Raw genomic sequence first — 24281 nt, 5'->3', positions numbered from 1 at the left:
AAAGGAAGGACGTAGAGAACATGGCAACAACAGGCAACAAACGATTGAAATTAACGGATATTCTGGTAACCATCGTAATCGCAGTGGTGTTTGGGGTGATTTACAAGATATGGGGACCTACGTATGACTTGATGAAACCATTCGGCGTTCATGCGGAGCAGATGATCTACGGCATGTGGTTTATGGCGGGCACGTTTGCATTTGTCATCATTCGTAAACCAGGCGTGGCTATCTTGGCCGAGGTTGCGGCTTCAACGGTAAGTGCTTTTCTGGGCAGTGAATGGGGCATGTCCACACTGGTGTATGGTCTGTTGCAAGGATTGGGAGCCGAGATCTTCTTCGCAGCATTCCTGTATCGTAAAACCAATCTGTTTGTCACTTGTCTTGCAGCCATTGGAGCCGCAGCGGCCTCGCTTTTGCTGGATTATCAGTATGGCTATATCGATTCACTCTCGGCCTGGAATTATACGTTATTCATCGGTTTCCGCTTCATCGGAAGCATCCTGATTGCAGGAGTGTTTGCTTATTATCTCGCCAAAGCTTTGGAACTGACTGGTGTAACACGTTCACTCAGACCGGTATCCAAACAGGATTATGAGGCGTTGGATTAGATGAGCGGAGAGGGGAATTCGCAGGCGGTAAGTGTGACGAATCTAAGATGCAAGTTCCCGGGAGAGAAAGCCTTGGTATTTCAAGGCTTGTCTCTTTCTGTGCGTCAAGGGGAGAAAGTGCTGCTGCTTGGACCAAGTGGCTCCGGTAAATCGACGTTATTACAAATCTTGAGCGGTCTGATACCTCGTTCGGTTGAAATTCCGATGAAATGTGATGATATTCAGGTTCCCGTCAAAGCAGGAGTGGTCTTTCAAGATCCGGATACCCAGTTCTGCATGTCCTTTACGGATGAAGAGATCGCATTTGTTCTGGAAAACCGAAGTATTCCGCGTGAAGAGATGCCTGCTCTGATTAAATATTATCTGAAACAAGTGGGGTTATCCTTGGAACAGAACCGTGTATTGATCCAGTCCATGTCTCAGGGGATGAAGCAACGTCTTGCGATTGCCTCGATGCTTGCCATGGACCCGGAGGTATTGTTTTTGGATGAACCCACGGCACTGTTAGATGATGAGGGGACTTCCCAGGTGTGGGATACCGTCAAACGGATCGCCAGTGATAAAACGATCATCATCGTTGAACACAAAATAAACGAGATTGTAGATATGGTCGACCGCATCATTGTCTTATCACCTGAAGGAAAGATTGTGGCGGATGGGCCAGCACAGCAGGTATTCACGGATGAACGGAGCAAGTTGAGGGATTATGGAATCTGGTATCCAGGCGTGTGGGAAGAGCATGAGCAGGAGAGGGTAACAAAAGAAGAAGAGGGAACTTATGGAGAGCTTCAAGCGTGTGAGAATCAGGGGATCTCAACCTTGGAAGCACAGCAGTCGTCTGGCTTATCTGATGCAACGGAGATTTTCTCCGTATCTCATGTATCATCCTTATCGCCTGTATCGTCAGCCGATCAGCCTGCACTGGACTTGCAGCAGTTCACTGGATGGCGTGGAAAAACACCTTTCATTCAGGTGGAACAGGCCAAGGTATGGCACGGAGATTGGATTGGTATTGTCGGGGCCAATGGAGCTGGCAAGAGTTCATTGTTGTTATCTCTGATGAATATTCTGAAAACAACAGGTCATTATGAGGTGCACGGTCAGCCTTCTGGCAAAACGGAACAGCTTGCAGATCAGATTGCGTTTGTCTTTCAGAACCCGGAGTTTCAATTTGTAACCAACACCGTCGCGGAAGAAGTGGAATTCTCACTGCTGGGGGGCAGGCTTACAACGGAAGAAAGACATGCCAGGACTCATCATATGCTGAATCAATTTGGACTAATCGACTTGTCCGAGCGCCACCCCTATCAATTATCGATGGGGCAGAAACGACGTTTGAGTGTGGCGTCCGCATTGGTCAGAGAGCAGCGAATTCTGTTGCTGGATGAACCTACTTTTGGACAGGATGCCCGTAATACCTTCGCCATGTTGGCACAACTGGAGCAATTGCGGCGTGAAGGAACAGCTATCGTTATGGTTACCCATGATCGTGAAATTGTAAAAAGATATTGCACCCGAATCTGGTCGGTGGATGAGGGGAGGTTAAGTGATGCAACTGTCGTTTCCTCATCGTGAAACCTGGCTTCATTCCGTTAATCCGGGGTTGAAGATGATTATTCTGACACTGATGTTTGTCATCGTTATCCTTATTCACAATCTGAATGTAATGGCCAATGTTGCGGTGGTAATGATGTTATTACTGTGCTGGACAGGCCATCCGTGGTACAGATTGATTCTGTACGCATCACCATTCATTCTGGTGTTTATCTCTACGTCTGCGGGCATGATGATGTTTGGCAAGGGAGAGACCACTTGGTATAAGTGGGGGCTGATTCACATCACCGAAGAGAGCTTCTATCGCGGTCTACACTTGGGTTTTCGCTCGCTGACTATGGCCGCGGCTGGGTTACTCTTTGGTCTTACGACCAAGCCAGTACGGCTATTTTATTCCCTGATGCAGCAGTGGAAGCTTCCTGCAAAATATGCCTATAGCTTTCTGGCCGCGATGCGCATGATCCCCATTTTGCTGGATGAATTCCAGACGCTCCGTTACGCTATTCGTATTCGTGGAACAAGGCAGCGCGGTTCGCACTGGAACGTGTATGGTACACTCAAGCGTTATGCTATTCCTCTGCTGGCACAGAGCATTCGTCGTGCACAGCGAATGGCGGTAGCGATGGAAGCGAAGGGATTCACGGATGGGGCGAGCCGAACGTATTACATTCAGATGGGCTATTCCCGAGCTGATCTGTGGTTTGTATTTTATTATATCCTCACCTTAACAGCTGCTTATTACATCGGGATTACCTTTCCTTATCATGCTACGATGGTAGATGTAAGGTAATACTGGGAGATAGAGAGAAATATATTGAGGTAAACGGTAACTTTTTCCTGCGCACAACGTCTATATGGAAATAACTTCTAATGGATGGGGATGAACGAGAGTGAAGACGGGTCCTGACTGGCAGGGAATGGGGTACAAGTGGATTACCATGACTGGATTATCAGCTGTACTGTTGACGGGATGGATGATGCTTGATTCACAAAAGGTAGTGCTTGGAGGACAAGCTTCGGTTACAACGCCCCAAGCTTTGGGAGCAAGTCCCCAAGCCTTATCAACAAAGTTGGCCTACAAACAAGGAGACTCCGTTACGCTCATGAATGATATTCCCCTGTTTCAAAACAGGAGGGACAGCAGTGTGGCTCCTGACCAAATGAAGATTGAATACTATACTACAAAAAACGAGAAGTATAGGTTGGCATCGGTTCGAGGCGAGTGGTTGCAGCTTAAGTCATCCGATCATGGAGACTTCTGGTTGCCAAGTTGGTATGCATTGAAGGAGAGCAGAAGCATGACGGAAACAGCTCCGCAAAGTCTCAAGATCCAATCGGGCAGCAAGCTGTATCTGGCTCCAGACAGTGCTACAACCTGGACTTTTGAGAAAGCGCTAACAAGTAAAGCTGTTATTGTTGCAAAGTGGAAAGGATGGTATGGCGTCTCCATTGCTCCACGAACCTGGAGTAAAGAATCCTCCACGTATCGGCCAGGACTCTTCTGGATCAAGGCAGAGGCTCTAGAGCAGAGGAATAATGTGGCTGATGGTTGGTTCCAACAGAATATATCGCTACCGACTTCGGTTATTCGTCATTTGACGGATATTAAGCTGAACATGGCAACCACCTCCAAACAAGTGGCCGAGTGGTTAGGCGAGCCCGATTGGAGAGAGGGTTCAAGCAATCTAAATGATACGGGGTATGCAATGAGTATTGGACAGACCTGGAGATATGAGCGGCAAGATGGACAATTTTTGGTCACATTCAACAAGAATGGCAAGCTGGTCAGAACTCGCTGGAATCTACCACAGCATGATCGAAATACTGTCTTTTCTGATTGGAATATCAGTCGGGCGGATGAATATGGGTTTACGACAAAAATGTACGGCACAACGCTGCCGAAGACAATCCCTTGGAAACCGGTCTGGACTAACCAGGGGGATATTAACTACACTTTTTTACAAGCAGCGACGGATGATGTACTCCTGATGAAGGGGGATGACGGTGGATTTAGCGGGGGCTACTACGAAGGTTCCATATATGCCCTTGACCGTCATACGGGCCAGAAATTATGGAGGATCAATGGGGGTTTTGGAAGACAGCAGGCTGAGGTGGATACAGCACGCCAATACGTTACAATCTACAATGATTATGACCCTGACAAGAAAAAATACGTGGATCGTATTCGTCATCTGAACTTGAAGAGCGGGAAGGTCGCATGGACGTACACCCCTAAGCAAAATTTTAGACTAAATGGCATCACCGCTGCGAAAAACGTTGTGGTCGTGGATAGCCCGGTTGTTGAGAGCTCAAGCAACAGTTGGTTGACGGTACTGGATAGTGCAAACGGAAAAACATTGTGGACGCGAAAACTCGCGAAAGGTTATGAATTATTGAACAAGAGTGCAGATGACCCTTATGTGTTGTATTGGGAAAAGAATAAGCTGACTGCAGCCGATCCGCAATCAGGGCGAACCGTATGGAGCTTGAAGGCCAAGCGATCTACCATAGAACAACTTGGGAATGATCCATATTTTGATGGAATTGAACGTCTGGATCCCTTTGTAACCAGGAATGCTGGAAGATGGCTATCGTTAGATAATCAGTGGCTGCTGCTTGATCTGAACACGGGGAAAAAGCTTGCCCAATTTCCTGCTCGGGTAGGACAGAGATTGGAGGAGCTGAATGATGGCATGCTGTTGATCCGTGAGAATCAAAACGGCGATCATTACGGAGAGTATGAAGATTTTACAACCACCCTGTACGATGCCAAGACAGGCCAAACACGGTGGACGCTCAATGGCAAAATTGAACGAGGACTGGTGGAAGATGATCAGTTATATGTAATTAAAAATGGTTACCCCGCGGCTTTGAATTATGATACGGGGGAGACGCGTTGGAATGCCAAAGATACGATTGCCACTCTCAGGTATCCCACGAATCAGGGGAGCTATCTGGTCATTGATGATCAGTTGCTGCTGCCCATGGATGAGAATTGGTTGGTATTGAATAAAAACAATGGAGCCTTGTTAGGTCGTGTACATGACGTGGCGATGGGAAACCCGGAGCATCGCGACCGGGATGCGAAGAACGGAACGATCAACCGGATCGGCAATGAAGTGTATGTGGGTTCGTCCAACGGACGTTTTCGCGTGTATGAAGCCAGCCGCCTTCAGGAGGCAATCTCACCTTAAAAGCTTGTCTCATCAGGGATGTTGATTTATTATAAATGAACAGGATTGCTCGCGCTCCGGTTATCGGCTGTGCGGGCTTTCTTCATGTGTTCTTGAAGAACCATGCATGATCATTCACGGGAGGACTCTCCATGATCTCATTATATGGTGTAAGCAAACGTTATAACGAGCGCGGTTCCCGTGCAGATCAGGGATTCGAAGCGTTAAGCTCGGTGTCGCTCGAAGTGGGACAAGGCGAAATTCACGGCATCATCGGTTCGAGTGGCGCAGGCAAATCCACGCTTCTGCGGATGCTCAATGGTCTGGAAAAGCCGGATGAGGGTGAGGTTGTTGTGAATGGGCAGCACCTGACCCAGATGAATGAGCGCACTTTGCGTCTGGCACGAAGGTCCATTGGCATGATCTTTCAGCACTTCAATCTGGTCAGTAATCGGACGGTGAGTGGCAATGTCTGTATGCCGCTGGAACTAGCCGGGATGTCCCGTACACAGCGAGTCGAGCGTGGACTTGAGGTGCTTAGGTTTGTTGGACTGGAAGACAAAGCGGGTCAATATCCTGCTCAGCTTAGCGGAGGACAGAAGCAACGTGTGGCGATTGCACGCGCACTCGCCATTCGTCCGGATGTGCTTCTCTGTGATGAACCGACCTCTTCGCTTGATCCACAGACTACGAATGGCATACTGGATGTGCTACGTCATATCAATGAAACGCTGGGCGTGACCATTGTCGTCGTGACGCATGAGATGGAAGTGGCTCGTAGACTATGTCACAGGGTATCCGTCATGAAGGATGGGCGACTCGTACGAACATTGACTGAAGCGGAAGTGAGCAGTATTCCCGCTCCGCAGCCGGATCTGCTGACCTCCTTGCTTGCGGGTGATGAATATGGGATGGCAGGTTCGTCTTTGTTCCGTCAGACAGAACAGGGGGACAAGTCATGAGGTTACCTGAATCTGTACTGAAGTATCAGCATGAGATATGGCAAGCGATCGGAGAGACTTTTGTCATGGTAGGCATTTCCATTGCAGCGGCTGTTCTGATCGGGTTACCTCTGGGTACACTTCTGTACTTATTCAGGAGAGGACAACGGTATCAGAATCAAACGTTGTCTTTTGTACTCGGCAGTATCGTCAACATCATTCGTTCGTTTCCATTCTTACTGCTGGTTGTCTTCATGATTCCATTCACACGAATCGTCGTTGGAACGTCGATCGGTACACTGGCGGCAACCGTTCCACTCTCGGTCATTGCGATTGCCTACTATGCCAGACTCGTGGAACAAGCGTTGCTGGATGTACCGAAGGGCGTGGTTGAAGCTGCATCATCCATGGGGGCATCGACGATGCAGCTCGTGGTGAAATTCCTGTATGTGGAGGCAAGATCTGGCCTTGTACTGGGACTCACCACAGCTACGATTAGCTTTATCTCCTACTCGACGGTGATGGGCATTGTAGGTGGCGGCGGGGTTGGAGATTTTGCCATTCGCTACGGTTATCAGCGCTTCGAAACGGAGATCATGGTATTTACGATCATCATTATGATTATCCTGGTACAGATGATCCAATTCACAGGCAGCAGATTGTCCCGCTGGCTGGATCGCAGATCCTGAGCGTAGTGACACGGTACATGATTGAAGAAAGTGCAGTAACAAGGAAGACCAATACAGATTATATGATGAGGGGTAGACATACAATGAAAGCAAAAATGATGCTTATGTTGCTTGCAGTCATGCTTGTCGTAGCTGCTTGTGGCAAAAAAGAAGAAACACCTGCGGCTGAAGGAACGAAAGAAGATACACAAGCTGCACAAGAAGTTACGCTGAAAGTGGCCACATTGATTCCGCCAATGACAGACGTACTGGATATTGTTAAACCACTCTTGAAGGAAGATGGCGTCAATCTGGAAGTTGTTGTATTGTCGGATAACGTTCAACCGAATACAGCACTCGCGAACAAGGAAGTAGATGCAAACTTCTTCCAACACGTGCCTTACATGAATCAATATAATGAAGCAAACAATGCGAACCTGGTGCCCGTGCAGCCCATCTATAATGCCATCTACGGCGGCTACTCCAAAAAGTACAAAACGATTGAGGAATTGCCAGAAGGTGCAACGATCGCCATTGCGAACGATCCTTCCAACATTGGTCGCTCTCTTGTGATGCTGGAGCAGAACGGATTGATTAAGCTGAAAGAAGGCGTAGGTTTTAACGCTACACAGGCAGATATCACCGAGAATACGAAGAACTTCAAGTTTGAGGAAGTGGACTTGCTGATGCTTGCACGCATGATGGATGACGCTGATCTGGTAGCCATGACACCTGCTTATGCCAGTCCGCTCGGTCTTACACCGAAAAAGGATGCACTGTTAACCGAGAAGGATGATTCCCATTTTGCCATCACTCTGGTTGCCCGTGAAGATAATAAGGACTCCGAAGCGATCCAGAAGCTGGCTAAACGTATGGCGGGCCCGGAGGTCAAAGCCTTCTTCGAAGAGAAATATGCAGATATCGCTATCCCGGCATTTAAATAGAGAATACGTGAGAACAACGTGAATAGTCTTAAGATCTAAGCGATAACGCTTGGATCTTTTTTTTGTCCTCACGTGCTTATTAACAAGTATTTAGAAAGTTAACAATTAGGTCATATCCCCGGAACATTTTATTTAATAGTTTTTTTGTATAATTTGTTTGAAAATAGTTCTTTAGGATTATAAATTAAGAGATTTTATTGTCTTTTTGAGCGTGAAAAATGTCTTTTACAAAAATGGAGACCTAGTTTTTAGAAAGATGGTTTACACTCTATGAGAGCTATATAAGTTGTATTAATCATTTACACGAAAACGGAGAGGACAGAAAAAACTGAAAAAGCGAAGCGGTCACCTAAAAGCTTTCTGAAAGAAAGCTGCATCGGAAGCATAAGCTATCACCGGATTTTCCCTAAAAAAGGGGAATTAAAAAAATCTGGGGGATAACAGCGATTGGAAGGTTGTAAAATTAATCTGGAAGAGGTAGAGAAATTTGTCCCAAAACAATAGCAAACCGACCTGGTTCAACAAGATACATAAGAGCTTTAAGACAAAGCTGGTGGTGTCCTTTATTGCTTTCCTGGCCATTCCTTCGTTAAGTATTGGAATCTTATCGTATAACAGTGCCAAAGGTGAAGTAGAGAAGCAAATTTTACATAGTGCGATGGAAAACGTGAACCTTGCCAGTGCGACGATTGATCTCTCAATCAATGCCAAACGGAATCATATTGAATACTATGCGAAAACACTTGCAGAGCAATTAAGACAGGAAGATGCCGAGGTTCGGGTTGTGAACGAATTGAAGGGGTATGCTGCGCAGAACACAGACATCATCACCATAGGTGTGGGCACAGAGGCAGGTGTGTATCTCATGTCCTCTGATGCGGAGATGCCTGAAGATTATGATCCGCGAACCAGACCATGGTACACGGAAGCCATGGGAACTCCACAGCAGGTGATTGTTACAGATCCCTATATATCTGCTGAGACAAAAGAGATCACCATTACGATTGCAAAGGCATTGGAAGACCAATCCGGTGTGGTCCAGCTGGATCTCGATCTGTCGGACATTAGCCAATTGGTTAGCGGAATTAAAGTTGGAGAGCAAGGGCATCTGATTCTGCTGGATGCCAGTGAAAAGTATATCTATCATCCGACAATGCAACCTGGAACAGATGCAACAGAAGATTTTTGGACACAAGTGTATACGAACGAATCCGGTAACTTTAGATATACCTTTGATCAGATGGATAAGGTCATGTATTACGCTACGAATGCATCCACGGGATGGAAGGTCGCTGGCACCATGTTCTCCTCTGAAGTAGAGGATGCTGCTGCGCCCATTTTGAATCGAACGATTATGGTAATTGTTTCTTTTCTCGTCATCGGAATTATGATCATCTGGCTGGTGATGCGATCGATTGTTAAACCGATTCGTCAGTTGAAGGTTCAGGCGATTCAGGTGAGTGAAGGAGATCTAACCCAGACGATTACAAGTACAAGTAATGATGAGATTGGTGAACTGAGTGATGCATTTGGCAAAATGCAGAGCAACCTGCGTGTATTAATCCAAAATGTGGAGAACAGCGCCAGTCAGGTCGTTATCTCATCGGATGAAATGACTCAGAGTGCGGAATCAACCAGTGCAGCCAGTGAGCAAGTAGCACGAGCTATTCAGGAAATTGCGAGTGGCGCAGAGAAACAGACCCAGGGAATTGAACATAACCATCAGGCCATGAATGAAATCACGATTGGCATTACAAGGATCGCCGAACGTTCCATACATGTTGCTGATTTGGCTAAACATACAACCGTACAAGCGGAAGAAGGCGGCAACACCGTCAAACAGACGGTGAGTCAGATGCAATCGATTCAAGAGACGGTAGAACAGACAAATCAATTGATTCAGGCGTTATATGAACGATCACACCAAATTTCAGCGATCACGGAGTTAATCGGAAACATCGCCAAACAGACAAACCTGCTCGCACTGAACGCATCCATCGAAGCTGCTCGTGCAGGTACACATGGCAATGGATTCGCCGTTGTAGCAGCAGAGGTTCGCAAGTTGGCAGAACAATCCGGGCAGTCTGTCAATGAAATTACCGTGCTGACTACGGCGGTACAGGAAGATATGGCTGCTTCCGTTCGCATGATGGAGAAGGTAACTTCAGAGGTGGGAGAGGGCATGGAGATCTCTACAGAAGCGATTCGAAAGTTTGAACGCATTCTGGATAGCATGCGTGAAACGACACCTCAGATTGAAGAGATTGCAGCTACGTCACAAGAGATTACAGCAGGTGTACAGGAAGTATCTGCTGTATCCAATGAGTTGGCTGGCATTGCGTCAGGCAACGCTGCAACTTCTGAAGAAGTGGCCGCTTCCTCAGAGGAGCAGCTGGCAGCGATGGAGCAGATTTCTGCCTCTGCTCGTGGCTTGTCTACCATGGCGGAAGAGCTGCAGCACCTGATTAGACAGTTTAAGTATTAATCGGGATCGTAGATACGAATATCACACAGGGACAGCATCACATGATGTTTCATCAGAGGGAGTGGACAGCCATGCAACCAGAACTCAAAGCCTTCTTGCTGCTAACGGATGCGGTCATGATTACAGATGAGGAGGGTGTGATTCTAGATGTGAATTCCGTTTATGTAACCAAAACAGGATTCTCACGGGAAAGCACCATAGGTCAGCCTGCCCGATTGCTAATGGATACGCACTGGAGAGGAAATCAGACCTGGTCCGGCGTAGCCAAACTGATGAAGGTAGATCAGGAATTTTGGGAAGCTCAAGTTACGATTACATCGGTTTATTTGAACGATTCTCTCTTTTATATCAGTATTTTTAATGATGAATTTTCATGAAAAAAAATCGTTGTTTTGTGATAAGGGTATGTTAGCTGAAAGTGGGAATTATTTTCAAAAAAAAGGTCAATATCGTCAATTGAATAAGGGAGCCTGGCATACTATGATTTGTGTACCGGGGGACTGCGAACGTGAATCTGGCAACATTCATTGAATGCATGAAATCCTGAAGTCGTAATGTGGACGGTGACCATTTGCTACGCGATCTTGTGTTAAATTTCACGCTAATTTTGATCTTTGTTTTCCTGACTCATCACTATCTGAACCAAACCAATGCTACCCGTTCTACATCCATCACGACTCGGATCATTATTGGTATTACACTGAGCATGTTGGGTACGGCGCTCTATTATTTCTCTATTGTGCTTGAGGATGGAACATTGTTGAATTTCCGGGCCAGTGTATATCTGCTCGCCGCTTATTTTGGTGGAACTGGCTCTGCCTTTGTTACTTTTGCATTCATGTGGATTTTTCGCATTAATATGGGGCGTAATCCTTTGTTGGAGAACTGGCAGTATGCGTTGGCAGAGTTGTTATTTGTTGTAGCCGTATGCCTGATCTTTCAGTATGTTAAGGGATTTATGCAAAAGTGGTTGTCTGGAGCGTTGCTGCTGATAACTGTGTATGAGTTTTTCGTACTAAAGATATATTCTCCTTCTCTGCTAATGTTGGGACAGATTCTCCTTTTTCAAGGTATCTGCATGCTCTTCGTTATATTATTCCTGTACTATCTGAACCAAAATCATCGATATAGGAGATTGGTCATTCAAAGGGATCAGGAAATGCTGGAGATGCTTCGGATGCAGCCGGGTTTTACGTTTAAAATCCATAAACAGAATGGGAAATTTGAGTACCTTCTGCTTGAAGGGGAGATGCTCTCTCGACTGGGCTTGGATATGAATAGTCTGAAGCAAGACTACAAGCTGGGTACATTGAACATTTTACCTCAGGAAAAGGTAGAATTTCTGCGAAAGCAGTTTAACCGGGCCTGGGAAGGGGAATCTTTTTTTTACGAGATTGAGCATGAAGGGTTCTATTCCCTGGTGAAAATTCGCCCTCTTCGAGAAGAGGGGGTTGTGAAATATGTCGTGGGATATGGACTCGATATCACGGAACACAGAGCAGTTAAACGAAGGATTCAAGAAAGTGAAGAGCGATATCGAACACTTGAGCGCGTGTCGGCAGACTGGTTCGTCGGTATGGACAGCAACAGGTGTATTGTGTCGGTTAATCAGAAATTTCTGGATGTGCTCGGTCTCAGCAGGCAGGAAGTGCTTGGTCGTCAGCTTGAAGAATTATTGTTCATTGAGCAGTTGGATAACTGGTTGTTCATTTTCCAAAAAGCCTTGCATCACAATATAGCCCAGGATACGGAATTAAGTTTCATCATTGGAGAAGCTCATGAGCAGCATGTTCGGGTTCACCTGTATCCTGTCAAAGGACTAAACTCAAGTGAGAAAATTAAGGCAGTCATTCGTGACATTTCGGATCACTATAGACGTGTTAAGGCTGACAAAGCAAGTCAGGCGAAGAGTGAGTTTCTCGCATTCATGAGCCACGAGATTCGTACCCCACTGAGCGGCATTATCAGCTTTTCGTTGTTGCTTCAACGAACAGATCTATCTCCACAACAGAAGGATTATTTGAGTAAAATTAATGCGTCCTCCCAAACCTTGCTTGCCCTCGTAAATGATATTCTTGATTTTTCGAAAATTGAGGCAGGCAAGCTGATTTTGGAGAAGGTTTCTTTTTCACCGGAGGATGTGATCAAACGTGTGGCAGATCAGGTCGGTGTGGCCATCGGGCACAAAGATATCGAAGTGATCTTTACAACCGATCCCGATCTGCCGTTAACGGTGATTGGTGATCCCTTCCGACTTGAACAGGTGTTATTGAATCTGCTGAGCAATGCAATTAAATTTACGGAGCATGGATATGTGACGTTGCAGGCAGAGGTGCTTTCATTGGAGGCGGAGCAAGTTCAGGTCCGTTTTGAGGTAGAGGACACGGGAATCGGAATCTCACCCGAACAATTGGAACGGCTTTTTGTCCCGTTTACTCAAGCGGAACCTTCAACGTATCGAACATATGGTGGTTCTGGTCTTGGGCTGGTCATCTGTTACCTTCTGGTGACCTCCTTGGGAGGAAGTTTGCAGGTGGATAGTGTTCTGGGAGAGTACAGTCTGTTCTCATTCGACTTGATATTTGAACTGGCAGAATCGGAAGAAGAAAGTTCCTTTCTGCAAACATACCCTCTTCTATATTACGCGGATGATGTGGTGATCGTTGAGGAAGATGAACGAATGGGTGCGAATTTGAAGCAGATCCTCCACTCATTCGGGATGAAGCCGAAGCTGTATCCTTCGTTGAACCATATGATGGAAAGTGATTGGTGTATACCAAAGGCAGAGGGGATAAGTTCAATATTATTGATGATAAATATGGATGCAGCACACGCACACCATCGTTTACCTTGGAACAACCTGATGAAGCGATTGAATCGAACCAAATTTCAGATGGTGGGTTATACCCATGCCTTTAGTGAAAATGCCCTGTGGAGTGAGGAGAGATCCTTTCGCCCGGATCTCATGATGATCAAACCGATTACACGTCTGGGATTGTTCGAAGTGTTACTTGCACTTCAGGGTGAAGGGCCATTAGAGGACAAGCGGATGAGCGAAGGCGACGAGTTCCATTCGCGTAACCTGAAAGGCCACATTCTGATAGCTGAAGATCATGAAATCAATCAATTGGCCATTCGGGCCATGCTGGAGCATATCGGATTCAAGGTGACGGTAGCAGACAGTGGCACAGAGGTTTTGGAGAAATTGCACGAACAAACATGGGAACTGATTCTGATGGATCTCTTAATGCCAGATATGAATGGTATTGATGCAGCAAGGCACATTCGCAAGATGAGGAAATATGACCGTACACCCATTATCGCGCTTACAGCGAATGCTTTAAAAAGGGACGATGAGCTATATCTTGAAGCGGGCATGAATGCAATCCTGACTAAGCCCATACAGGAACAACAGATCGCAGATATGTTGGACATATGGATTGATCTAAAAGGCATAAGAGATATCAATGGAATCGATTCAGATAAGGCCATTAGACAGATGGACGGCAAGCCGCATATTCTGCAATATGCGCTTACGAAATTCAGGACGGAGTATGGTTCGTTTCAGCAAAAGCTGGCGGCACAGCTTCAGCAACAGCAGATTACTGAAGTAATCCGTAATGTTCATTCTCTTCGAGGCGTAGCTGCGAATCTGCATGCAGTGGACCTGATGTGTGCGGTTCTCCAGCTGGAGCTGCTCTTATCCGATCCGTTACTCGAAGAAAAGGCACTGAACTCGGTATTAGAGAAGGTGCAACAGGAAATTGATAAAATTACCGGGTCTCTGCCATGGTGACCTGAATAAAGTTATATTATTTTAAGGAGTAAACTTATATCCGACCCCCCAGATGGTTTGAATGTATTGGGGGTTTTTCGGATTGTTCTCGATTTTTTTGCGAAGCTTGGTAATGTGCACATCGATGGTGCGATCATTAATGCCGGCATCAATACCACGAATGGCTTCAATCAGGGCATACCGGCTGTAGACCTTGCCAGGATTGAGGATAAACAGCTTCATGATCTCAAATTCGGAAAATGTCATCTCCACTCGCTGGTTATTTAACAGAACGGTTCTTCGCGCCAGATCGAGAGATATTCCAGTTTCCTGTTCAGTGACAATAGAGCTGTTCAATATGGCGTAACGACGCAATACAGCCTCAATACGTGCTTTCAGTTCCTGCATGCTGAAAGGTTTACATACATAGTCATCAGCCCCATCTGTTAATGATCGAATACGTTCGGATACTTCGGTTAACGAAGAGATGACAATGATGGGGATTGCCGTATGTTGGCGCATGAGAGAACAAGGATTCTTATTACCCGAATCAGGGAGCAGCAAGTCAAGAAGCAGGATATCAGGCCGCGCTTGAAGCTGTAGAAGACCATCTCTTGCGTTATCGACACGGGTAACATCATACCCTTCACCTTGTAAATACAAGGATAATGTATCGCCTAACATGTTGTCGTCCTCTATGATAAGCACTTTCGTCATGATATTCCTTTCTGAACCCCCTTCTTGTAGAAGGATTAAGATCCATGGATTAACTTAATATACCTGATATTTAAAACAGGCTGCATGAGGATGTCAAGACTCTAACATGACTCCAAGAAGGTGAGAGAATCTGGTTTATTGCTCGCCCAAATGTGGATGAGCTTCACGCTCGATCAGGCGCATCAGTTTGCGCTCGGTGGCTGTCTCTGGTGCAGGGGTGTAGACACTGCAACGCAGATCGGAACTACCCTGAACCTGCAACGAAGTCAGATCAAACAACATTTTGCCTGCTTTGGAGTGCCTGAATTCGATTAATACGTCCGGGGCGCTGCTGACGCTGCTTTGTTTCCAAAGGGTGTGAAAATCGTGATGTCTGTTCATCATGTCGTCCAAAAATAAATTATACCATTCATCATCAACATACTGACCATAATAAGCACGAAATATCGCCAGAAATCCGCTAACAAAATCCTCCCAGTTCACCGCGAGCCTGCGAAACTCCTTTCGATCAAATAACAGACTGATCATATTCCGCTGTTCGGGGGCAATCTGTTCAAAATCCATAAAAACATGCCGGGCTGCATCATTCCAGCCAACAATGTAACAACGCCGATCCGAGATCACGGTAGGGCAGTGATGAAGCTCTTGCAAAATTTTCTGCAAGGAAGGGTGAAGTTGAACAGGTTCTTCTTCCAGTGTCGGCAGTTCGGAGTGATGTTCCATGGCAAGTGAAAACAGATATTTTCGCTCATCCGCAGTAAGTCTTAGTGCTGAAGCGATGTTGTCCAAAACCGAATGGGATACCTGAATATCCCGACCTTGTTCAAGCCAGGTATACCATGTTGTACTTACACCTGCCAGTTGGGAAACCTCTTCTCTCCTCAAACCAGGCGTTCTGCGCCGGCTTCCAGTGGGTAAACCGACAGATTCGGGAGAAATTTTGGAACGCTGTGTTTTTAGAAAAGTAGACAATGCCTGTAACCTGACATCGTAGTTCAATCCATCACCTTCCGTCCTCGTTATCATGGTAGTCATTATACTATTATAATTGACAACTTGTAATAGGATATTCAAAAGTGCACTATTAGTGGCATAGCGTAAGAATGAAGGAAGATAACAGCGCTGAAGGAGGATGGATATGGAACGAGTCGTCATTACAGGTATGGGAGTCATCTCTCCTTTGGGAAATGATGTACATACATTCTGGAATGGATTAATTGAGGGTAGATCAGGAATATCAACAATAGAACATTTTGATACAGCTTCCTATAAAACCAGAATCGCTGGTGTGGTCCGTGATTTTGATGGTGAAGAGCAATTTGGACGCAAGGAAGCAAGGCGTATGGACCGCTTCGTTCAATTCGCTGTTGCTGCTGCGGACCAGGCAGTATCCCAATCGGGTCTTGTGATGGACGAACTGGATCGCGAACGGGTAGGTGTATATATTGGTTCAGGAATAGGCGGAATTCAGACATTGATGGAACAAGGCAAGGTCCTGTCTGATCGGGGACCTGCGAGAGTCAGTCCAACACTCGTACCTATGATGATATCCAATATGGCTGCAGCTATGGTTAGTATGAGGTTTGGTTGCTGGGGGCCGACATTGTCGCCAGTAACCGCTTGTTCCATTGGCAATACAGCCATTGGAGAGGCTTTCCGTCTTATTCGTCATGGTGGAGCCGATGTCATTATTGCTGGCGGGACAGAAGCCGCTGTAACTGAAGTGTCACTGGCAAGCTTCGGTAATGCGACAGCGTTGTCAACAAGAAATGAAGCGTTCCATGCAGCAAGCCGTCCATTTGATGCGGGGAGAGACGGTTTTGTCATGGCGGAGGGCGCTGGGATTCTGGTTGTTGAGTCACTATCTCATGCACTGGAACGAGGGGCAAATATTCTTGCCGAAGTAATTGGATATGGTGCCAGTTCAGATGCATATCATATGGTAGCAACCCACCCGGAAGGACGGGGGGCATATCTGGCAATGAAAGCAGCGCTTAAAGAAGCTCAGATTGAACCTGAAGACATCGATGTAATTAATGCTCATGCCACCAGTACGGAGGCGGGCGATCTCTCTGAGACGAGAGCGATTAAGCAACTTTTCGGGGAAGCTGCCTATGATGTTCCGGTCACAGCGAATAAGTCCATGACAGGACATATGCTTGGTGCAGCTGGTGGTGCGGAGGCGATCTCACTTATTCAAAGCCTGCGTCATGGCATCATTCCTCCAACCATCAATCAGGAGCAGAGTGACCCTGAATGTGATCTGGACTATGTACCCAATGAGGCAAGAAGAGCAGATTTGCGGATTGGAATGTCCAATTCCTTTGGTTTTGGCGGTCATAATGCGGTGATTGTTCTTCAAAAATATTCTTCTTAAGCTAAAAGAACAGCTGAAATAACCAAAGGAACAGCGCAGCCTGGTGAGGCCACGCTGTTCCTTTGGTTATACGCGAATCATTCGTATCACGGAACCCTATTAACAGGCAAGTGTTTGCATGCCTTACGAAGAGAGAGGCGTTGATTCCGCTAAGCCTTTGCTGCCCCGACTCAACCAGCTTACACGCCAGCGGGATTGCATGAAGAGAACAAGGAACAGGGAAGCTGCAGCAATCAGGCTAAGAATGACGAAGCCTGGAGTGTAGGATTGGTAGCTGCTATACAGTTGACCGAGAATCAGCGGCAGTGCGTATCCGCCCAACCCGCCAGCCGCGCCTACAATGCCTGTCATCAGGCCAATCTCGTTACCGAAGCGTTGCGGAACCAGTTGGAACACGGATCCATTTCCAGCTCCCAAACACATCATACCGAGGAACAGCATGACCACTACAACAGGAAGTGGTGGCATGAAGGATACTCCAATCAACATGACGCAGGCTCCTGTATAAAGGAAAGTCAGCATGCGGGTTCCACCAATTTTGTCTGCCAGATAACCCCCTACAGGCCGGAAGAAGCTGCCTGCAATGACACAGAAGGTGGTAATATCTGCGGCTCGAACAGGTGAAAGTCCATACTGGGTGTTGAAGAAGATGGTTAGATAGTTACATAATCCAACGAAGCCGCCAAAGGTTACACAATAGAAGGCACAGAACACCCAAGCATCTTTTTGTTTAAGCAGACTTCCATATTGGGACAATTTTTTGGGCTCAGGCCGGTTAGGACTATTCTTGGCAAAGAGAGAAAAGAGAATAAATACGAGAGCAATCGGGATAATAGCAAGTCCGAACACAACTTCCCAGCTGCCAAAATGCGTAGCCAAGCGATTGGCAAACAACGTCGCGAGTACGGTTCCGCTGTTACCCGCCCCGGCGATACCCATGGCAAGACCCTGGTGCTCTTTGCCATACCATTGGCCCGCCAGCGGCAACGCAGCAGCAAAGGAGGCACCAGCCACACCCAGCAAGAGTGCCACCACGTAAAGCTGGCTTAAGGAGTCAACCCATAACCAGCCGAGTAATAAGGGAACCAGAGTGACGAGCATCCCGATCTGTGCGGTTAGTTTCGGACCGATATAATCAGACATGAAGCCGAGTACAAGTCGCAGGATGGAGCCGCCAAGAATAGGCAATGCGACCAGATTGGCCTTTTCCAATGGAGTCATCGGATAGTCCAATGCGATGACAACTGCGAGTGGACCCAGCATCCCCCATATCATAAAACTGATGTCAAAGTACATAAATGCCCCGAACAGGGTGGGCTTATGCCCGCTTTTCCAAAAACTTTTGCTCTCCATCATCCATCATCGCTCCTCATCCAATTAAGATCTTCGTAATTTGTCTATGTGCTTGTTGAGGCAGAAAAAGGCCGCAATTCGTCCAGATCAGAACGATTTGCGGCCCCGTTGCCGACAGGCGGTACACGTCATTGTGTTCCCGCATCTGAGTTGATCACAGCACTGTGATTTTGATTCAAATTATAAGCAAGAGAAAATGGTCATGTCAACAAAAATTACACGTAATTTTAATTAATTCTTTTTTTGATCGTGTTTCGTGGTTTTTATGTTAATTATATTGACATTGTATTTGGATTCCCTTAATCTGAATCTAATATGAATCCACACAATGGCGTGTGGATTCCGGAGGCAACGGTGCCCTTTTCCGAATGATGGAGAAGGGATTTTTCTGTTTATTTTCAGGTGAGAGAGATAGGGGGCAGCCCATGAGCAGAAGCAAACTGGTGATTATCGGGAATGGCATGGCAGGAATGAAGTGTGTTGAAGAGATCATCGCACTGGAGCCTGATACGTATGAGATTGTAATCTACGGCAATGAACCCCGTCCCAATTACAATCGGATCATGTTATCAAAAGTATTGCAGGGGGAGCATTCGCTACAGGATATCATAATCAATGACTGGGGCTGGTATGCCGAGCATCAAATCCGGCTATGCACAGGTGAGACGGTACACCGAATTGATACCCGAGGGAAATATATAGAGACTGAATCCGGCCTAAGAGAAACATATGATGTCTTGATTCTGGCGACAGGGTCTTCACCGTTTATTCCACCGATTCCAGGAGTGGATAAAGAGCGGGTCATGTCCTTCCGAACCATTGATGATTGTATGCGTATGTCCGACTATTCCAGAGAATTTCGCAAGGCCGCCGTTATTGGGGGTGGATTACTTGGACTGGAGGCTGCACGTGGGTTGCTGCATCTGGGGATGGAAGCTGTGGTGATTCATAATGCACCTTACATTATGAACCGACAGTTGGATCAAAAAGCAGCTGCGATGCTTCAGAAGCAACTTGAAGACCAGGGTATGTCCTTTCTTTTGTCCAAAAACACGCAGAAAATTACCGGACGATCACAGGCGCAGGGGTTGCTGTTCACAGATGGTTCCAAGCTTGAAGCTCAGGTTATCATTGTCGCTGTAGGCATTCGGCCAAATGTGGATCTCGCCAGACGAAGTGGAATTGCCACAAATCGGGCAATTGTGGTAGATGACTATATGCGCACCAATGTACCGGATATATACGCAGTTGGGGAATGTGCCGAACATCGGGGAATCAGTTATGGTCTGGTGGCCCCCTTATACGAACAGGGGAAGGTGCTCGCACGTACGCTCTGTGGACAGGAAACGCATGAATACAAAGGATCGATTCCCTACTCACAGTTGAAGGTATCGGGAGTTGATGTTTTCTCAGCCGGCGAGATTAGTGGTGAAGGTGTACAGACTGCAATTCAACATCTGGATGGCATTCAAGGCACATACAAAAAGGTACTGATGCAGGCTGGCAAAGTGCGTGGCGCCATTTTATTTGGAGATACAGCGGAAGGAACGGCTTTGCTTGGACTGGTGCAACGAGGTGCGGATGTAGCGGAATTGGCTCCGCGTGAAGGGGCCCCAGACCCGGCTGAGATGGCTGCTGCGGCATTACCAGTTCAGGAGACCGTATGTGCCTGTAACAATGTGACCAAGGCTGCCATTATGAAGGCGATTCAGGAACAGGGCCTCGAGACGGCAGATCAGGTGAAGGAACAGACGAAGGCTTCTGGTTCATGTGGTGGCTGTCGCCCGATGGTGGCTGCACTGTTGAAACATACGCATAACCTGAAAAATAACGGGGGTACTGGAGTGGAAGCCACACCAGATAAACCTGCTCCAATGTCTGTATGCAGTTGTACGGCGCTTGGGCATGCAGAACTGAAGGAAATGCTGGCTGACATCGTTGTTCCGAATACAGATCTACCTTTGATCTTGCAGAAGTTGGGTTGGGGTTCGAAGCTTGGCTGTGCTGTATGTCGTCCAGTGATCCACTATTACTTGCAAGTATCCATTGAAACGAAAGTTGCTCCAGAGTTCGAAGGTCACTCCGAGGTTCAGGTGCGCTGGGATAATCATATCCCGTCGTCATCCTATGCCAGAGATGTCAGTAGGTTGGCTGCCCAGCTTCGTGCCAGTTGGATCGGTGCAGTGATGCCGTCATCCGTGAATATAGGGGTTGCACCAGGGCCGGGGTCATTAGTGAGCGCACTGGTTCAGGATATTGGTTTGCTGGCTTCACCAGCTGGATGGGAGATCTATGCAGGTGGTCATGCAGAGCATCCGGTGAAGGAAGGTGAGTTGCTTGGGGTGGCTGAGACAGAGATGCAAGCGGCTATGCTTGCATCAGCCTGCCTTCAATGGTATCGCCAAACCGCTTGGTATGATGAGCCGTTATGGGCATGGACGGAACGATTGGGATTCATGTCGATTCGGGAAACGCTGCTGGATGACCAACTACAGAAGGAACTTGTTGCGATTCATCATTATGAGCGGGATGTGGCTTCAGCATCCCCGATGAAGCAATTTCTTGAATCTCCCGCGGTGCAGGGCACCGTCTGAAACGGATCAGTATTACAGCTGAAAGGCAGGGATGGGAAAATGGAATTATCGATAACTTCGGAAATGGCGGTATCCAAGCTGTATGTAAAAGAAACACAGTGTCCATATTGCAGTGTGCAATGCAAGATGACAGTTGAAGAACTGGCCGCACCTGTTGCAGGTCAGAGCCGAGCGGAATATACGGTCCAAGGCGTTCCGAATGAAGCTTCTCAGGGCAGGCTGTGTGTGAAGGGTATGAATGCTCATCAGCATGCGCTCAGTGGTCAACGATTAATGCATCCGCTGATTCGTCGCAATGGTGAGCTTGAACCCTGTTCCTGGGAGGAGGCTGTTCAGACTATCGCACAGCGGTTTCAGAACTTGAAAGATTCATACGGAGCAGATACGGTTGGAGTATACGGAGGCGGATCTTTAACAAATGAGACAGCCTATCTGCTCGGCAAGTTCGCCAGGGTAGTTTTGGGGACGAAATATATCGACTATAATGGACGATTCTGTATGTCAGCTGCCGCCTCGGCCGGAAGTAAAGTATTTGGAATGGACCGAGGACTAACGTTCCGCCTGTCCGATATACCGAAAGCGGGCTGTATTATACTTGCCGGAACCAATATCGCAGAATGCCAACCTACACTCTTGCCGTACTTTAATCAGGCGAAGGAGAATGGGGCCTTTCTCATCGTTATCGATCCCCGTAAGACGGCAACCGCTGCGATTGCCGATCTTCACTTGCAGGTAAAGCCCGGAACGGATGCCTTGTTGGCGGATACCATGTTAAAAATATTGATCGATGCCGGATTGGTGGATCCTCATTTTATAGGAGAACGAACGCATGGATACGAGCAATTGATACAAGGGTTGGCTGATCTCCAACTCGAACAGTCGGCACTAGCATGTGGAGTCGATCTGGCCCTGATTCGTCAGGCTGCACTGGCCTATGGTGAGGCAGAGACAGGCATGATCATGACAGCACGTGGCGTTGAGCAACAGACGGATGGACATATGGCTGTCAGACACTTTCTCAACCTGGTGTTAGCGACTGGCAAAATTGGCCGAGAAGGCTGTGGATATGGTGCGATCACAGGTCAGGGAAACGGGCAGGGTGGACGGGAGCATGGGCAGAAGGCTGACCAGCTGCCGGGCTATCGATCGATTGAAAATGAAGCTGATCGTGCCTATGTGGCATCGATCTGGGGCGTGGACCCTGCAAGTTTACCGGGTAAAGGAGTCTCGGCCTACGAGATGATGGAGAAAGTTCATGACCAGGAGATTCGGGCTTTGCTTGTGATGGGCTCCAATCCGGTTGTATCCAATCCTAATGTGCGTTTGGTGGAAGAAGGTTTGCGTAAGCTGGATTTTCTAATCGTGGCAGATATGTTTCTGTCCGAGACTGCACGAATGGCGGATCTGGTTCTTCCGGTTACCTCTTATATGGAGAATGAAGGTACACTGACCAATCTGGAGGGGCGTGTTCTGCTCCGTGAACAGGGGCGGCCTGCGCCGGGCGAAACGCTCAATGATTGGGAGATATTATGCCGGATTGCCGCGCAATTGGGTAAAGTTTCTTACTTTGAATATGAAACTGCTGAGGATATCTTTAATGAGCTTCGGTTGGCGAGCCGTGGTGGAGTGGCTGATTACTATGGCATTACCTATGAGCGTTTGCGTAACGAGAAAGGGGTATACTGGCCGTGTTCTTCCCTTGAAGAGCAAGGAGAAGGCCTGTTATTCGGTGATCGATTCGCACATCCCGATGGCAAAGCGGCATTCACATGTGAGTCAAGCCTGGGATGGAATGATATATCACCGGAATTCCCCTTAATTCTTACCAACGGACGTGTGCTCCCTCATTATCTTACAGGGGTGCAGACGCATCGCAGTCCGGCACTTGCAGCTCGTGAATTGGAGAACTTCGTTGAGCTTCATCCGGTTACCGCTGCCCGTCATCGTATTCACGATGGAGAGTGGGTAGAGATACAATCGGAGTACGGAAGTTTCACGGTTCGTTCGCGCATCAAGGATTCCATTCGGGAGGATACCTTGTTTGTGCCGATGCATTGGGGTGGTGTTCAAAATGTGAATCGGGCAACCCGACCGGAACTGGACCCGTTCTGCCGTATGCCCGGATTCAAGACGGCGGCAGTAACCATTCGACCATTGCGATTAGCCAAATAATCCATACAGGTTTCAGCATACAGGTTTCCAGGCATCATAAGCTGCTCTAATGCTAACTTCGAGAACGGATATGTAAATCACTGGAACTTAAAAGTAGAATAAAGCGTTAAGAATATATACTGACTAAATAAGAGGTGGTCAAACCTTTGAAAAAGAAAACATTGGTTTCACTACTCACCCTACCACTGGTAGCTGCATCTGTATGTGGCTACATGTACTTGAACAGGCCGTCTATAGTTAGTGCTCAAAGCGATGTTGAAGCAGCAGCACTTAAGGCGACCCAGGGTAAGGTGGATTATATTAAGGAATCGTTTGAAGACGGATCATATATCGTTCGCTATCGGGACCGTGTGAATTTGACAGAAGTCACTGAGGAATACCGTGATAACCAGCTTCATTACAAAATGATTATTGAAGCTGGTGGTAAGAAAATCACTTCGTATGGTCGAGATTTTGAGACGGAAAAATTGGTTGGGAACACTTGGACCATGCCGGACAACATAGCTGCTGAAAATGAGAAGTTGCTACAGAACTCGCTGTTGGAGAACGCTAAAGAAGAATTACAAGGTCAGGATTGGACCGTACTGGAAACTGCGGGAACACACTCCCGTTCTGCTACAGAGCGTAACGAGCAAAAGGCTGTTTCTGAAGACGCACTCCACAAGGAAGTGGTAACCATTGATGTAAATACGGGTATACCGACGCAACGTGTGATTTATCAGAAAGACAAAAACGGTGAAATTGTAACCAGACCAACCAAGACCGAAGAGTACAAGCATTTGGATTCTATCCCGATGAAGATCCAGAGCTTTGCTCCGGAAGAATCGATTGAGATTAGAGAAATACCGGCGCCGGTCATTGAAGATAAGGTGCTTGGAGGGTCCTAAGATTTTCTATTTCATCAGCAAGTACAATTA

At 47.1% G+C, this 24281-nt stretch carries 17 protein-coding genes; 14 read left to right on the top strand and 3 right to left on the bottom strand.

The genetic code is table 11. The features are described from left to right. The first annotated feature begins 20 nt into the window (after positions 1-20). From ACX9NY_RS19170 to ACX9NY_RS19125, 10 genes are all read left to right on the top strand, one after another. Positions 21-611 (top strand): ECF transporter S component, encoded by a 591-nt coding sequence (locus ACX9NY_RS19170; protein WP_472474462.1) that lies wholly within the window; start codon positions 21-23, stop codon positions 609-611. Further along, positions 612-2186: an ABC transporter ATP-binding protein gene (locus tag ACX9NY_RS19165; RefSeq protein WP_472474460.1), complete on the top strand. Its 1575-nt coding sequence runs from the start codon at positions 612-614 to the stop codon at positions 2184-2186. Continuing rightward, the gene (locus tag ACX9NY_RS19160; RefSeq protein ID WP_339258954.1) at positions 2161-2955 is read left to right on the top strand and encodes an energy-coupling factor transporter transmembrane component T family protein; all 795 of its coding nucleotides are present in this window, start codon (positions 2161-2163) and stop codon (positions 2953-2955) included. The genes ACX9NY_RS19165 and ACX9NY_RS19160 overlap by 26 nt, the downstream gene beginning before the upstream one ends. Before the next feature lie 100 nt (positions 2956-3055). Further along, positions 3056-5359 (top strand): outer membrane protein assembly factor BamB family protein, encoded by a 2304-nt coding sequence (locus ACX9NY_RS19155; RefSeq protein WP_472474458.1) that lies wholly within the window; start codon positions 3056-3058, stop codon positions 5357-5359. A gap of 131 nt (positions 5360-5490) precedes the next feature. After that, a complete protein-coding gene (locus ACX9NY_RS19150) occupies positions 5491-6300 on the top strand; it encodes a methionine ABC transporter ATP-binding protein (RefSeq protein WP_472474456.1) in 810 nt (269 codons plus the stop codon). Continuing rightward, on the top strand, positions 6297-6968 hold the full coding sequence (locus ACX9NY_RS19145) for a methionine ABC transporter permease (protein WP_339239730.1): 672 nt from the start codon (positions 6297-6299) through the stop codon (positions 6966-6968). Before ACX9NY_RS19150 ends, ACX9NY_RS19145 begins: the two co-directional genes overlap by 4 nt. A 65-nt stretch (positions 6969-7033) precedes the next feature. After that, positions 7034-7891, top strand: coding sequence for a MetQ/NlpA family ABC transporter substrate-binding protein (locus tag ACX9NY_RS19140; RefSeq protein ID WP_445252657.1), 858 nt, complete (start codon positions 7034-7036; stop codon positions 7889-7891). Positions 7892-8378: 487 nt separating this feature from the next. Beyond that, a complete protein-coding gene (locus tag ACX9NY_RS19135) occupies positions 8379-10376 on the top strand; it encodes a methyl-accepting chemotaxis protein (protein ID WP_472474454.1) in 1998 nt (665 codons plus the stop codon). A 71-nt stretch (positions 10377-10447) separates the two neighbouring features. Continuing rightward, positions 10448-10753: a PAS domain-containing protein gene (locus ACX9NY_RS19130; RefSeq protein ID WP_339239734.1), complete on the top strand. Its 306-nt coding sequence runs from the start codon at positions 10448-10450 to the stop codon at positions 10751-10753. Positions 10754-10947: 194 nt separating this feature from the next. After that, positions 10948-14172, top strand: a complete 3225-nt coding sequence (locus ACX9NY_RS19125) for a hybrid sensor histidine kinase/response regulator (RefSeq protein ID WP_472474452.1) — start codon at positions 10948-10950, stop codon at positions 14170-14172. A gap of 21 nt (positions 14173-14193) precedes the next feature. On the opposite strand, the gene ACX9NY_RS19120 is transcribed toward ACX9NY_RS19125, so the two are convergent. Then, positions 14194-14868, bottom strand: coding sequence for a response regulator transcription factor (locus ACX9NY_RS19120; RefSeq protein WP_339239740.1), 675 nt, complete (start codon positions 14866-14868; stop codon positions 14194-14196). Between the two features lie 135 nt (positions 14869-15003). Beyond that, positions 15004-15867, bottom strand: a complete 864-nt coding sequence (locus tag ACX9NY_RS19115; RefSeq protein ID WP_339239744.1) for a helix-turn-helix transcriptional regulator — start codon at positions 15865-15867, stop codon at positions 15004-15006. A 139-nt stretch (positions 15868-16006) separates the two neighbouring features. Between ACX9NY_RS19115 and fabF the strand changes: the two genes are divergently transcribed. Continuing rightward, complete coding sequence (gene fabF, locus ACX9NY_RS19110; RefSeq protein WP_339239747.1) at positions 16007-17245, top strand: beta-ketoacyl-ACP synthase II; 1239 nt, start codon at positions 16007-16009, stop codon at positions 17243-17245. A gap of 123 nt (positions 17246-17368) precedes the next feature. Here fabF and ACX9NY_RS19105 read toward each other — a convergent pair whose 3' ends face one another. Further along, positions 17369-18598 (bottom strand): nitrate/nitrite transporter, encoded by a 1230-nt coding sequence (locus ACX9NY_RS19105; RefSeq protein ID WP_339261308.1) that lies wholly within the window; start codon positions 18596-18598, stop codon positions 17369-17371. A gap of 425 nt (positions 18599-19023) precedes the next feature. Here ACX9NY_RS19105 and nirB point away from each other — a divergent pair, with 425 nt between their 5' ends. From nirB to ACX9NY_RS19090, 3 genes are all read left to right on the top strand, one after another. Continuing rightward, positions 19024-21192 carry a nitrite reductase large subunit NirB gene (nirB, locus tag ACX9NY_RS19100; RefSeq protein WP_342571915.1) on the top strand — a complete coding sequence of 723 codons (2169 nt, stop codon included), beginning with the start codon at positions 19024-19026 and terminating at the stop codon, positions 21190-21192. A 39-nt stretch (positions 21193-21231) separates the two neighbouring features. Continuing rightward, positions 21232-23364 carry an assimilatory nitrate reductase catalytic subunit NasC gene (nasC, locus tag ACX9NY_RS19095; RefSeq protein ID WP_339258968.1) on the top strand — a complete coding sequence of 711 codons (2133 nt, stop codon included), beginning with the start codon at positions 21232-21234 and terminating at the stop codon, positions 23362-23364. Between the two features lie 146 nt (positions 23365-23510). After that, positions 23511-24251: a hypothetical protein gene (locus ACX9NY_RS19090; RefSeq protein ID WP_472474449.1), complete on the top strand. Its 741-nt coding sequence runs from the start codon at positions 23511-23513 to the stop codon at positions 24249-24251. Positions 24252-24281 lie beyond the last annotated feature (30 nt).

The organism is Paenibacillus sp. CB74, assembly GCF_055687625.1.
The sequence above is the reverse complement of the archived record's forward strand: the minus strand, read 5'-3'. Positions and strand labels throughout refer to the sequence as shown.

What these genes read in the sequence shown, in the direction of transcription:
- ACX9NY_RS19150 (WP_472474456.1), top strand. Translation starts at nt 5,491, where the DNA reads ATGATCTCATTATATGGTGTAAGCAAACGTTATAACGAGCGCGGTTCC.
- ACX9NY_RS19130 (WP_339239734.1), top strand. Translation starts at nt 10,448, where the DNA reads ATGCAACCAGAACTCAAAGCCTTCTTGCTGCTAACGGATGCGGTCATG.
- ACX9NY_RS19165 (WP_472474460.1), top strand. Translation starts at nt 612, where the DNA reads ATGAGCGGAGAGGGGAATTCGCAGGCGGTAAGTGTGACGAATCTAAGA.
- ACX9NY_RS19145 (WP_339239730.1), top strand. Translation starts at nt 6,297, where the DNA reads ATGAGGTTACCTGAATCTGTACTGAAGTATCAGCATGAGATATGGCAA.
- ACX9NY_RS19120 (WP_339239740.1), bottom strand. Translation starts at nt 14,868, where the DNA reads ATGACGAAAGTGCTTATCATAGAGGACGACAACATGTTAGGCGATACA.
- nasC (WP_339258968.1), top strand. Translation starts at nt 21,232, where the DNA reads ATGGAATTATCGATAACTTCGGAAATGGCGGTATCCAAGCTGTATGTA.
- ACX9NY_RS19160 (WP_339258954.1), top strand. Translation starts at nt 2,161, where the DNA reads ATGCAACTGTCGTTTCCTCATCGTGAAACCTGGCTTCATTCCGTTAAT.
- nirB (WP_342571915.1), top strand. Translation starts at nt 19,024, where the DNA reads ATGAGCAGAAGCAAACTGGTGATTATCGGGAATGGCATGGCAGGAATG.
- ACX9NY_RS19170 (WP_472474462.1), top strand. Translation starts at nt 21, where the DNA reads ATGGCAACAACAGGCAACAAACGATTGAAATTAACGGATATTCTGGTA.
- ACX9NY_RS19140 (WP_445252657.1), top strand. Translation starts at nt 7,034, where the DNA reads ATGAGGGGTAGACATACAATGAAAGCAAAAATGATGCTTATGTTGCTT.
- fabF (WP_339239747.1), top strand. Translation starts at nt 16,007, where the DNA reads ATGGAACGAGTCGTCATTACAGGTATGGGAGTCATCTCTCCTTTGGGA.
- ACX9NY_RS19105 (WP_339261308.1), bottom strand. Translation starts at nt 18,598, where the DNA reads ATGGAGAGCAAAAGTTTTTGGAAAAGCGGGCATAAGCCCACCCTGTTC.